The 14,077-nt window shown below is 65.5% G+C and carries 1 protein-coding gene (cut by a window edge); it reads left to right on the forward strand.

The genetic code is table 11. The features are described from left to right. Positions 1 to 14,077, forward strand: partial view of a non-ribosomal peptide synthetase gene (locus tag BKG76_RS17260; protein WP_083338075.1) — the 5' portion only. The gene runs 17,021 nt beyond the window's last position; the window shows 14,077 of its 31,098 coding nt (coding positions 1-14,077); it begins with the start codon at positions 1 to 3; its stop codon lies beyond the right edge, outside the window.

Below are 14,077 nucleotides of genomic sequence, written 5' to 3' on the forward strand. Positions count from 1 at the left end.
GTGGAACTCGAAAATCGGGCGCTTCCGCTGACACGAGAGCAACGGGAAATCTGGCTGGCACAACAAACGGGCCGTTGTGATACGGCGTGGCAGCTGGGTGTGCTGGTGCGGATCGACGGCGCCGTCGACCGTGATGTGCTTCAGCAGGCGATTCGTCATGTGGTCGGCGAAACGGAATCGTTGAGAGCATCCATCCTCGAGGTGGATGGCACGGTTCTGCAGACGGTGGTCGATGGCCTCGACATCGATATGGCCTTTCATGACCTGAGAGGCTCACGCGATCCGGCGCAGGAAGCCCGTGACCTGGCGGCTGCGATCCAGCGAACGCCGATGCCGCTCACAGGCCCACTCGTCTCATTCGCGTTGTTTCGAACGCGGGACGACGAGTACTACTGGTTCGCGTGCCCGCACCACATATCCCTTGATGGGCTGGGTATTGCCTTGGTGGGCAGGAGGATTGCGGCTGTCTACTCGTCGCTGGCGGCAGGTACGCCAATCTCACCGGCCTTCTTCGGTTCGCTGCGCGACCTCGTCGGCGGTGAATCGGATTATGTGGCGTCCGCCGAATACCTCGAAGATCAGGACTATTGGCTGGGAAACCTTCCCTCGGGGGCGGAAACCGGCCTGCAGCCGCCCGATATCGCCGACCAGCAGGACCCGTACGCCCCCTCTGTGCCGGTTCAACTGGACTCGTCGGTGGTGGACGGGGTCAAGGAGCTCTCCAAGGCGTTGCGAGTCCGCAAATCGTCGGTACTCACCGCGGCCTGTGCGCTCCTGGTGCACGGATGGAGCGCCGGCGGTTCCGATGAGGTAGTGCTCGACTTTCCGGTGAGCAGGAGAGTTGATCCACAGTCGAAGGTACGTCCCGGGATGCTCGCTGGAGTCGTACCGCTGGTCTTGCACGCGGGGGCGGGAATCACGGTCGCCGAATTTTGTCGACAGGTCGACAACAAGTCGCGAGAAGCGTTGCGGCACCAGCGATTTCCGGTTGGCGCCCTGACTGCCAACGACGAGTTTCGTGGCCCGAGACAGGCGCCCAATCGGGTGGTGGTCAACTTCGTGCCGGCAAGGCTCACCCTGGATTTCGGCGGCGTGCCGGGGAGTGCCACCTATACGACCTTCGGGCCGGTGGGGCATTTCGGTCTGTTCTTTCTGGGGTTCGGTGACGAGCAATACGTGAGCACGGTGGGCGCCGGGGAGCCCTTCGCGAGCTTTGCGGGCGCCGATCTGGTGGCCCGTTTGGAGCGACTGCTGTCCTCGATGAAGTCTGACCCGGAGCGACTGCTGTCATCGATGGACCTGTTGGGTGCCGGTGAGCAGGCCACGTTGGATCGGCTCGGCAACCGGACCGTGCTGACCGAACCGGCGTCCGCACCGGCCGCCGTTCCCCAGCTGTTCACCGCACAGGTGGCGCGCATTCCGGGGGCGCCGGCTCTGACATTTCAGGGCAGGTCATTGACCTATCAAGAGCTGGACAGCTCGGCTAATCGTTTGGCGCACTTCCTGATAAGTCGGGGCGCGGGTCCGGGGCGGTGTGTGGCGTTGATGTTGCCGCGATCGTCACAGGCGGTCATGGCAATCCTGGCGGTACTCAAATCGGGCGCGGCGTATCTGCCGATCGATCCGGCACTGCCGCCGGAGCGGGTCGCGTTCATGGTTGCCGATGCCGAGCCGACGGTGGTGGTCAGTACGGCGGATCTGGCCGGCAGATTCGACGGGTTCGGCGTGCGGCTGATCGATGTCGACGACCCCGCCGTGGACGCGGAAACCGCCACCGCGCCACCGATGCCGCACCCCGACGATCTTGCCTACCTGATCTACACGTCGGGCACCACGGGTGTTCCCAAAGGTGTTGGGATCAAACATTGCAACGTCACACAGCTGTTCGCTTCGCTGGACGCAATCCTGCCACCCGCGGGGGTGTGGTCGCAGGCGCACTCCTATTCCTTCGATTTTTCGGTGTGGGAGATCTGGGGTGCGTTGTTGCGCGGTGGCCGCCTGGTGGTGGTACCCGAGGAGGTAACCCGCTCGCCGGAGGAATTCCACGCTCTGCTCATCGCCGAGAAGGTCACGGTGTTGAGCCAAACACCCTCGGCGGTACAGGTTTTATCACCGCAAGGGCTGGAACGGGTGGCGTTGGTCATCGGGGCAGAGGCATGCCCAATCGATGTGGTGGGCCGGTGGGCGCCCGGACGACTGATGGTCAATGCCTACGGCCCCAGCGAGACAATGATCTGTGCGTCGATCAGCGCGCCCCTGACTGCCGAGTCCGCGGGGCCACACGGCGTACCGATCGGTTTCCCGGTACCCGGGGCCGCGCTGTTTGTTCTCGACGAATGGCTGCGGCCGGTGTCCGCCGGCGTGGTCGGCGAGCTATATGTGGCCGGTGCCGGGGTGGGAGTCGGATACCTCGGCCGGGTGGGCCTGACCGCATCCCGCTTTGTGGCCTGCCCCTTCGGGGAGCCGGGCGACCGGATGTATCGCACCGGGGATCTGGTGCGATGGCGCACCGATGGACAGCTGGATTACCTGGGTCGTGCCGATGAGCAGGTCAAGATCCGCGGATATCGGATCGAGCTCGGTGAAGTGCAGTCCGCGCTGGCAGAACTGGACGGGGTGCGGACGGCGGCGGTGATCGCCCGCGAGGATCGCCCTGGCAGTAAGCGGCTGGTCGGTTACATCACCGGTTCAGCGGACCCGGCCGAGACGCGGCGCGCGCTGACCAAGCTGCTGCCGGACTACATGGTGCCGGCCACGGTGATGGTGCTGGACGCACTCCCGATGACGGTCAACGGCAAGCTCGATATCCGCGCGCTCCCGACACCCGAGTTCACCGCCGGCGAGTACCGGGCGCCGGCGGATTCGGTGGAGGAGATCCTCGCGGCCATCTACGCCGAGGTGCTCGGTCTTGAGCGCGTGGGTGTGGACGAATCCTTCTTCGAGCTGGGGGGCGACAGTATCTTGTCGCTGCAGGTGGTGGCTCGCGCGCGGGCGGCGGGTCTGGCCTGCCGCCCGAGGGATGTCTTCGTGGAGCAGACCGTCGGGCGGCTGGCGAGGGTGACCAGCTCCGTCGGTGGTGAAGCTCAAGTGATCGACGAGGGCGTCGGGCCCGTGCGGGCGACACCCATCATGCGCTGGCTGCATGCGGCGGTTGGACCGACCGATGAGTTCAACCAAACAGTGGTGCTGCAAGCACCAGCAGGCACGGTCGAAGCCGATGTGGTCAATGTCCTGCAGGCTCTGCTGGATCGCCACGCCATGCTGCGGTTGCACGTCGGCGATGACGGTGCCGGCGGCTGGTCATTGCGGACGGCGGACGTGGGCGCGGTGAGTGCCCGCGAGTGTCTGCGATCGATGGATGTGCTCTCCGATGAGGCGCTGTTGGAGGCGCGGGCGCGGTTGAACCCCCGCGACGGGGTGATGCTCAGCGCGTTGTGGATCGAGGCCCCGGGTGAGCTGGTGATGATCGTTCATCACCTTGCCGTCGATGCGGTGTCGTGGCTGATCTTGTTGGAGGACGTGAACGTCGCATGGGCGCAGCACCGTGTGGGGCAGTCGCCAGCATTGCCCGCGACCGGGACGTCGTTCGCCCGCTGGGCGGCGGCATTGGCCGAACACGCGCGCCATCCGGACGTGGTCAAGCAGGCAGGTGCCTGGAAGGCGGTGGCGAAGACCGCCTCCGCGCTGCCGGTAGCGCCTTCGCTGACCGATACCTACGCCACCGCCGGACGTCTGTCGGTGGAACTGGACGCCGAGACCACCGGGATGCTGCTCGGTGAGGTCCCGACGGCGTTTCACGCCGGGGTGCAAGACATTCTGTTGATCGCGTTCGGTCTGGCTTGGGCCGAGTTCCTGAATGGGGCCGCACCCGCGATCGGTATCGATGTCGAAGGTCATGGGCGGCACGAGGAACTGGGCTCCGATCTCGATCTGTCCCACACAGTGGGGTGGTTCACCAACAAATATCCAGTGTCACTGCCTGTTTCTGATCTGCGCTGGCTTCAGGTGGTGACGGGGGAGGCCGCGCTCGGGACGGCGATCAAGGAAGCCAAGGAACATCTTCGGGCGCTTCCCGATGGATTGGGCTACGGGTTACTGCGCTATCTGAACGACGATGTCGACCTGGAGGCACCAGACCCGTCGATCGCGTTCAACTATCTGGGACGGCTGGGAACAGCGACCGGATCCTTCGGAGATGGGTGGCGCCTCAACCACGATGGGCTGGCGGTGATCGGCGCCGCCGAGGCGGTACCGATGCCGTTGACACACGCCGTCACGCTGAATGCGGGTGCGATAGACACCGACTCCGGGATCCGACTTCATGCCGAATGGACCTGGGCGACATCGATTCTTGACGACAGCGACATCGGTGCGCTCGGCGCGCTCTGGTTCGAGGCACTGGCGGGTATCTGCACCCATGTGCGATCGGGCGGGGGAGGCCTGACACCGTCCGATATTGCCCCGGCACGTCTGAGTCAGACGCAGATCGACGAGCTGGAACGGCAGCACGATATTGCCGACATCCTGCCGTTGACGCCATTGCAGCGAGGACTGTTGTTTCACGCCAGTACCGCTCAGGCCGGGAACGACATGTATGCGGTGCAGTTGGATTTCACGCTTACCGGCCCCCTGGACCCTGACCGGCTACACAATGCGATGCGCACCGTTGTTGCCCGGCATCCACATCTGGCGGCGCTGTTCAAAGATCAGTTCGACGAGCCGGTTCAGATCATTCCCGCCGACCCGGTGGTGCAGTGGCGGTACGTCGAACTCGATGATGACGATGCGGAAGTCGATGAACTGATCGATGAGTTGTGCCGCGCGGAACGCGCCGCGGTATGCGACCTGACCAACCAATCTGTATTTCGGGCCGCAGTGGTTCGCACGGCGACACATCGGCACCGATTCGTGCTCACCAGCCATCACATTTTGCTCGACGGTTGGTCGTTGCCGATCGTGCTGCGAGAGATCTTCGCCAGTTACTACGGGCAGCGGTTGACCGCGGCCGGTTCCTATCGTGCGTTTCTGACGTGGCTGGCCGACCGGGATCTCGATGCTGCCCGCGCGGCGTGGGGTGAGGTACTGGACGGCCTCGATACACCCACACTGGTGGGGCCCAAGGATCGGTTGGAGCTGGGGCGCAGGGGGTTTGAGTCCTCCCGGGTGTGTGAGCAGACCACGCGTGCCCTCGGTGAACTGGCACGTTCCTGCCGGACCACGCTCAGCACCGTGTTGCAAGGCGCCTGGGCGATGGTGTTGACATCGCTGACGGGTCAGCACGACGTCGTCTTCGGCACTCCCCGGTCGCGCGTGGGCCAGCTGGAGGTGGCGGACGCCGAATCGATGGTCGGACTGCTGATCAATACCGTCCCAGTGCGCGCCAACATCAGCGCCACCACAACCACCGTGGATCTGTTGGCTCAGCTCCAGGGTGCCCATAACGACACACTTGAGCACCAGCACCTGGCGCTCAATGAGATTCACCGAGTGACCGGTCACGAACAGCTATTCGACACGCTCTTCGTCTACGAGAACTATCCCATTGACAGTGGCACGATGTTGGGCGCCGATGGTTTGGCGATCGCGGAATTCACCAACCGGGAGTACAACCACTACCCGCTGACGGTCGAGGTGCTGCCCGGCAGCGAGCTCGGCCTGCACGTCGAATACGACGCCGATGTGTTCGACACCGTCGGTATTGAGGCGCTCGTCGAACGGTTACAGCGAGTGCTGCTAGCCATGACAACCGACCCGAATCGGCGGCTGTCGTCGGTGGAGCTGCTGGACGGCGCCGAGCGTGAACTGCTGCTGTCCGGACTGTCCGGCGCGGGTGAGACGGCACCGGTAGGGCTGGCTCCGCAGCTTCTGAGCGCCGCGGTGGCCGCACATCCGGATGCGCCAGCGGTGCTACACGGCGAGCATGCGATGTCGTATCGGGAGTTGGACGAGGCGTCGAACAGACTGGCCCGCATGCTGATCGAGGCCGGCGTGGGACCGGAGCGAGCGGTGGGCGCGGCGATGGATCGGTGCGCCGAGCTGGTAGTCGCATGGTGGGCGGTGGTCAAGGCCGGCGGTGTGTATGTGCCGGTGGATCTGGATCATCCTGTCGAACGTATTTCCACCGTGCTGGACGCGGCGGGCGCGGTGTGTGTATTGACCTGTGGCGCAGCTGATGTGGATATCGCTGGGCAGCTTCCGGTAGTGCGGGCCGACGGTTCTGACATGTCCGGATACTCCGCCGAGGCCATCAGCGACACCGATCGACTGTCGGCGTTGGGAGTTACGGACACCGCCTACGTGATCTTCACATCGGGTTCGACGGGCACACCCAAGGGAGTGGCGCTCAGTCATGCGGGCCTACTCGGCTGGGCCGCCGCCCAGCGCGATCTGTTCGGATTGAGCCACGACGCAAGAGTCTTGATGGTGGCCTCGCCGACCTTTGACGCCTCGGTTGGCGAGATGTTGTTGGCGGCCGGCTCGGGAGCCGCGTTGGTGGTGGCACCGCCGCAGGTCTACGCGGGTGAGGCGCTGACCTCCCTGCTGCACAGCAGAAACGTCACCGCCGCGATACTGACACCCACGGTGCTCTCGACGCTTGATCGGGCCAGACTCGTTGAGCTGCAGACACTTATCGCCGTCGGCGAGGCTTGCCTGCCGGAGCTGGTTGAAGCGTGGGCTCCGGAACGGCGGATGTTCAACGGGTACGGCCCCAGCGAAACCACCGTCTGGGTCACCTGCGCGCGGTTGCGGGCGGGACAGCCGATCCGCATCGGGGCCCCGATCGCCGGGGTGCGTGGGATGGTGCTCGACGCCTGGCTCAATCCCGTCCCGGTGGGGGTGGTGGGCGAGCTGTACTTGAGCGGGCCGGCGCTGGCCCACGGCTATCTGGGCCGAGTCGATCTGACCGCGGAACGTTTCGTGGCGAGTCCTTTTCCAGGATCGTATGGCGCTCTGGGGGAGCGGATGTACCGCACCGGCGACCGGGTGCGCTGGACCCCCGAGGGAACCCTGGACTACCTCGGGCGTGCCGACGGCCAGATCAAGCTGCGGGGTCAGCGCATCGAGCTGGGCGAGATCGAGAACACCCTGCTGGCGTGCCCGCAGGTGACGCAGGCGGCCGTCACGGTGCAGGACGGTGCTACCGGCTCCCACCTGGTCGCGTATGTAACGCTCGATTCCTCGGCTACCGTCGACGACGATGCCGGAGACGTGCAGGAGTGGCAGCACCTCTACGACGAGTTATACGGAGCCCACGTCGAGTCCGGTTTCGGTATGGACTTCCGGGGCTGGAACAGCAGCTACACCGGTAATGCGATCCCGCTCGACGAGATGGTCGAATGGCGCAGCGCCACAGTCGATCGGATCATGTCGCTGCGGCCGAGCCGGGTGTTGGAGATCGGTGCGGGGTCGGGGCTGCTGCTGGCGGAGCTCGCCCCGCGATGCGACGAGTACGTGGCCACCGACTTTTCGCCGGTGGCCATCGCCAATTTGACACGTGCGCTGCACGAGCTGCAGGCCCCGTGGTGCGAGCGGGTCCGGCTGCTGACGCAGCCTGCTCATGTCACCGAGGGGCTGCCGCGAGCGCACTTCGATGCCATCGTGCTCAACTCGGTGGTCCAGTACTTTCCCAACGCGGGATATCTGGCGGAGGTTATCGACAGTGCCATGGAACTGCTGGCCCCCGGCGGGGCGGTGTTCATCGGCGACGTGCGTAACCACACCCTGCAGGGCGCATTCCAGACCGGCATCGCGCTGGGCCGCAGCGCCACCACCGATGCCGCCGAGGTCCGCCAGCGCGTTCGTCACGCCATGCTCGGCGAGACCGAATTGCTCTTGGCGCCAGAATTTTTCACCACATGGGCCGATTCGCGGCCCTCGGCGGGCGGGCTGGATATCCGAGTCAAACGCGGCTGGGCCGATAACGAACTGAGCCGGTACCGCTACGACGTCGTCATCCACCAGGCGGGCACATCCACACGTTCGGTGGCCGGCGCGCCCGTATGGACCTGGGCAGACGCGCAGGGACTGCGCGACGCGTTGATGTCCGAGCGCCCCACGACGGTGCGGATCATCGACATTCCGCACATCGGGCAGATCGACGATGTCCGCTTGGAGGCCGCGCTGACCGCGGGACGGCCCCTTGCCGACGCGCTATCCGGAGCCGGCGCGGCCTCGGAGGCCGTCGCCCCCGAAGAGCTACATCGTCTGGGCGAGGACGCCGGGTATCACGTCGCGGTCACCTATGGTGCCCAACCCGGCACTGTCAGTGCGGTTTTCATTGCCGGGGACGGCAGCGGTGGGGCTCCGGTACTGACTGATCTTTATGTGCCGGCGGTGGATGCCCAGCAGCGCATCAGCCACGCCAACGATCCTCGAACCAACACCAAGATCGGTGAGGTGCGGCAGCGGTTGAGCGCTTGGTTGCCGGAGTACATGGTGCCCACTCATATCGTGGCACTGGAGGAATTCCCGCTGACGTCCTCGGGCAAGCTGGACCGCAGGGCTCTGCCGGCCCCCGAGTATCAGGATGCGGATCGTTACCGTGCGCCGGTCGGCGCGGTCGAGGAGATCCTGGTCGGTATCTACGCGCAGGTTCTCGGTGTGGAACGGGTGGGCGTCGACGATTCCTTCTTCGATCTGGGTGGCGATTCGCTGTCGGCGATGCGCCTTATTTCCGCCGTGAATGCCAGTCTGGGTGCCGATTTCGGGGTCAGGGCAGTCTTCGAGGCGCCCACTGCCGCGGAGCTGGCGGGCCTCGTGGTGGGAGACGCCCGCCGTGGCGAGCCGTTGGTCGCGAGGGACCGGCCGGCACTCATCCCGCTGTCGTACGCGCAGAACAGGCTGTGGTTTATCGACCAATTGCAGGGTCCCTCACCGATTTACAACATTGCGGTGGCATTGCGCCTGTGCGGTGACCTCGATGCTGATGCGTTGCGCGCGGCTCTCACCGATGTGGTGGCCCGTCACGAAAGTCTGCGGACCGTGTTCGCGGCGACCGGCGGAACACCACGACAGCTAGTCCTGTCCGTCGAGGAGGCATGCTTTGTCTGCGAGATGGTGGACGCCCGGGGCTGGACGGAGGACCGGCTGCGGACAGGTATCGATGCCGCGGCCCGCTACACGTTTGATCTGAGCGCTGAAAGTCCTTTACACACTGAGCTGTTCACTGTCGGCGAGGACGAGCACGTGCTGGTTGCGGTGGTTCATCACATCGCCGCCGATGGTTCGTCGATCACTCCGTTTGCCCGTGATTTGGGGGTGGCCTACGCCGGTCGACGGGCCGGGCGGGCGCCCGACTGGGTACCCCTGGCTGTGCAGTACGTGGACTACACGCTGTGGCAGCGTGCGCATCTGGGCGACCTGGAAGACGCGGACAGTCGTATCTGCGCGCAGCTGGACTTCTGGCAGGATTCCCTGGCCGGGCTGCCGGAGCGCTTGCAACTGCCCACCGACCGGCCCTACCCGCAGGTCGCCGACCATCGTGGTGCGCGAGTTGCGGCTGACTGGCCGGCCGAGCTGCAACAGCAGATTCGCCGGGTGGCACGCGAACACAACGCGACCAGTTTCATGGTGATCCAAGCCGCTTTCGCCGCAATGCTATCGAAGATCACGGCGAGCTCCGATGTGGCGGTGGGCTTCCCGATCGCCGGTCGTCCAGATCCCGCGCTGGACGAGCTGGTCGGCTTCTTCGTCAATACGCTGGTGTTGCGCATCGATGTGGCGGGCGACCCCACCTTCGCCGAACTGTTGGCGCAGGTACGCCGACGCAGTCTGGCCGCTTACGAACACCAGGACGTGCCCTTCGAATTCCTGGTGGAGCGGCTCAACCCGGCCCGGAGCCTCAGCCATCACCCCGTGGTGCAGGTGCTGTTGGGCTGGGAGAACTTCCCCGGGCACGGGAACCACCCGGCCGCTGCCATGACGCTGGGCGACTTGCAGGTGACACCGATCTCGGTGCACACCGACACGGCGCGTATGGATTTGGCGCTCTCGCTGGCGGAACGCTGGACCGAAACCGGTCAGCGGGCCGGGATCGCCGTCACGGCGGAATTCCGTACCGATGTCTTCGACGCCGGCACCATCGAGGTGCTGATCGATCGGCTGCGACGGGTATTGGCGGCTGTCACCGCCGAACCGCGGCGTCGACTGTCTTCGATGGACGTGCTCGATGGTGTCGAGCATGCACGGCTCGCGAAGTGGGGCAACGAGGAGGTGTTGACGCACCCGGCGGCACCGTCGACCGTCGCCGAGCTGTTCGCGGCCCAGGCTGCCCGCACTCCCGATGCGGTGGCGGTCACCTTCGAGGGTCGGTCCATGACCTATCGCGAGCTGGATCACGCCGCAAACCGATTGGCACATATGCTGATAGGACACGGCGCGGGTCCGGGAGAGTTCGTCGCGCTGTTGTTCTCGCGCACGGCCGAGGCGATTGTGGCCATCCTGGCCGTGCTGAAGTCCGGGGCGGCCTACCTGCCGATTGATCCGGCACTGCCGGATACCCGGATCGAGTTCATGCTCACCGATGCGGCACCGAGGGCCGCGATCACCACCGCAGCGCTCGCGGGAAGGCTGGGTGGATTCCACATTCTCGTCCTCGATGTGAACGACCCGACCCTGGACTTCATGCCGAGCACCGCGCCTCCGGCACCGTCGCCCGATGACCTGGCCCACGTCATCTATACCTCGGGTACCACCGGTGTGCCCAAAGGTGTTGCGGTAAACCAGCACAACGTTGCCCAATTGTTCGACAGGCTGGATATTGGCGTGCCACTGTCCCCTGAGCAGGTGTGGACGCAGTTCCACTCGTATTCCTTCGATTTCTCGGTGTGGGAGATCTGGGGTGCGCTGTTGCATGGTGGACGTCTGGTGGTGGTGCCCGACACCGTCTCGCGCTCGCCGGAGGATTTTCATGCGCTCCTGGTCGGCGAGGGCGTGACGGTGCTGACCCAGACCCCGTCGGCAGTGGGCATGCTGTCGCCGGAGGGCCTGGGATCCGTGGCACTGGTGATCGGGGCCGAACCCTGCCCGCCGGAACTGGTGGACCGATGGGCTCCCGGCCGGGTGATGGTAAATGTCTATGGCCCAACAGAAACCACCATGTGGGCATGCAAGAGCACACCGCTACACGCAGGATCCGGCTTTCCGCCGATCGGCTCACCGGTGTCGTGGGCGGCATTCTTCGTCCTCGATGAATGGCTCAGGCCGGTGCCCGTCGGAGTGGTCGGTGAGCTGTATCTGTCCGGAGCCGGGGTCGGTGCCGGGTACTGGCGGCGTTCAGGTTTGACCGCGGCGCGATTCGTGGCATGCCCGTTCGGTCATGCCGGCGTGCGTATGTACCGCACCGGGGACCTGGTGTGCTGGGGCTCTGACGGACAGCTGCGCTATCTGGGGCGCGCCGACGAGCAGGTCAAAGTCCGTGGATACCGGATAGAACTCGGTGAAATCCAATCCGCCCTGGCCGATCTGGACGCTGTGGAGCAGGCGGTGGTGATCGCCCGTGAAGACCAGCCGGGCGACAAGCGACTGGTGGGCTATGTCACCGGATCGGTGGATGCGGCCAAGGCGCGTGCCGCGCTCGCTGACCGGTTACCCGCTTACATGGTGCCGGCCGCGGTGGTGGTGTTGCCGGCACTGCCGGTAACCGTCAACGGAAAACTCGATACTCGCGCTCTGCCGGCCCCGGGATACCAGGATGTCGATCACTACCGTGCCCCCACCAATCCCACCGAGGAGATCCTGGCCGGCATTTACGCCGAGGTGCTCGGCGTCGAACGGGTGGGCGTTGACGACTCGTTCTTCGATCTGGGTGGCGACTCGCTGACCACGATGCGGCTTATCACCACGATCAACGCCGCTCTCCAATCGGATCTGGGCGTGCGTGCGGTGTTCGAAGCGCCCACGGTCGCGCAGTTGGCGCCGCGCGTCGACGAGGGTGCCGGCGGGGTGGAGCCGCTCGTGGCAGGGGAGCGGCCACCCGTTGTCCCCTTGTCATTCGCGCAGAACCGGTTGTGGTTTGTCGATCAGCTGCAGGGGCCCTCGGCCCTGTACAACATGGCGGCCGCCCTGCGGTTGCGCGGGCGTCTCGACACCGAAGCATTGCGCGCGGCGATATCCGATGTGGTGACCCGTCACGAGAGCCTGCGCACGGTGTTCCCGGTGTGTGATGGGATGCCCCAGCAGGTCGTCATTCCCGCGGAGCAGACCGATATCGGCTGGGACGCAGTAGACGCGATCGGCTGGCCGGAGCATCAGCTGGTCGAGGCCGTCCAGAATGCCGCTCGCCACACGTTCGATCTGGCGACCGAGATACCGCTGCGGGCAATGCTGTTCCGTATCGGCCAGCTCGAGCATGTGTTGGTGATCGTGGTGCATCACATTGCGGCCGACGGCCTGTCGCTGGCGCCGCTGGGTGCCGATCTGCGGTTGGCCTATGCCAGCCGGTGCGCGGGGCAGGCGCCGGGCTGGCCCGAGTTGTCGGTGCAGTACATCGACTACACGCTGTGGCAGCGCGCACAATTCGGCGAGATCGATGACACCGGCAGCCGCATCGGCGCTCAGCTCGCCTACTGGCAGGATGCCCTCGCCGGGATGCCGGAACGGCTGCAGTTGCCCACCGACCGTCCCTACCCGCCGATGGCCGATCAGCGTGGTGCCACCGTGCAGGTCGACTGGCCGGCCGAGCTGCAGCAACAAGTACGGCGAGTCGCGCGGGAGCGCAACGCCACCAGCTTCATGGTGGTGCAGGCCGCGCTGGCCGTGCTGTTGTCGAAGATCGGCGCCAGTAACGATGTGGGGATTGGTTTTCCGATCGCAGGACGCCGGGACCCCGCGCTGGACGAGCTCGTCGGGTTCTTCGTCAACACCCTGGTGCTGCGGGTCGATCTAGCCGGCGACCCCACCTTCGCGGAACTGCTGGGCCGCGTGCATGCGAGCAGCCTGGCGGCATTCGAACATCAGGATGTGCCGTTCGAGGTCCTCGTCGAGCGGCTCAACCCCACCCGGAGTCTGACCCATCACCCGCTGGTGCAGGCCATGCTGGCGTGGCAGAACTTCGCCGGGAATGACGATCCCGCGGCCGGCCTGGCCCTGAGTGGCCTCGATGTCTCCTCAATGCCGCTGGAAAACCATTCGGCACGTATGGATCTGGTGTTCTCGTTGGCGGAGCGCTGGAGTTCGGCGGGTGATCCGGCCGGGATCGGCGGGCACGTGGAGTTCCGCACCGATGTGTACGACGCGCACACCATCGAGATGCTGGCCGAACGGTTGCGGCGGGTGTTGGCTGCCGTGACCGCTGACCCCGATCGTCGGCTGTCCTGCGTGGACCTGCTCGACGAGGGCGAACGCCTCCGGTGGGACGAACTGGGAAACCGTTCGGTCCTCACCAAGGCGGCACCCGCGCAACAGTCGATTCCAGAGTTGTTCGCCACGCACGTGGCTCGCGTCCCGGATGCTGAAGCGCTGGTGTGCCAGGACACGTCCATGACATACCGTGAGCTGGACCAGGCATCGAACCGGCTGGCGCAGAGACTGATTGGTGCCGGCGTCCGCCCGGGCAACCGTGTCGTGCTGCTGCTACCACGCTCAGCCGGGGCCCTGGTGGCGATTTTGGCGGTCCTCAAGTCGGGGGCGGCATACGTTCCCATGGATCCGGCGCTGCCCGCCGAACGGATCGCGTTCATGCTCGCCGATGCCGCGCCCACCGCGGCGGTAAGCACCGCAGGCCTGTCCGACCGACTGAGTGGCCACCACGTGGTGGTAGTCGATATCGATGATCCGGGGATCGCAGGTCAGTCCGATGCGACGCCGCCGGCACCGGACGCCGCCGACGTGGCCTATCTGATCTATACCTCGGGTACCACCGGTGTACCGAAAGGTGTTGCCATCACGCATCGCAACGTGACGCAGTTGTTGCAGAACCTGGACGCGGGCCTGCCCCCGGCCGGGGTGTGGTCGCACAGTCACTCGCTGGCGTTCGATGTTTCCGTCTGGGAAATCTTCGGTGCACTGCTTCGCGGTGGCCGCGTGGTGGTGGTGCCCGAGTCAGTGGCGCGCTCGCCCCAGGACTTTCATGCCCTGC

Source organism: Mycobacteroides franklinii, assembly GCF_001853795.1.
In the GTDB taxonomy this organism is placed as follows: domain Bacteria; phylum Actinomycetota; class Actinomycetes; order Mycobacteriales; family Mycobacteriaceae; genus Mycobacterium; species Mycobacterium franklinii.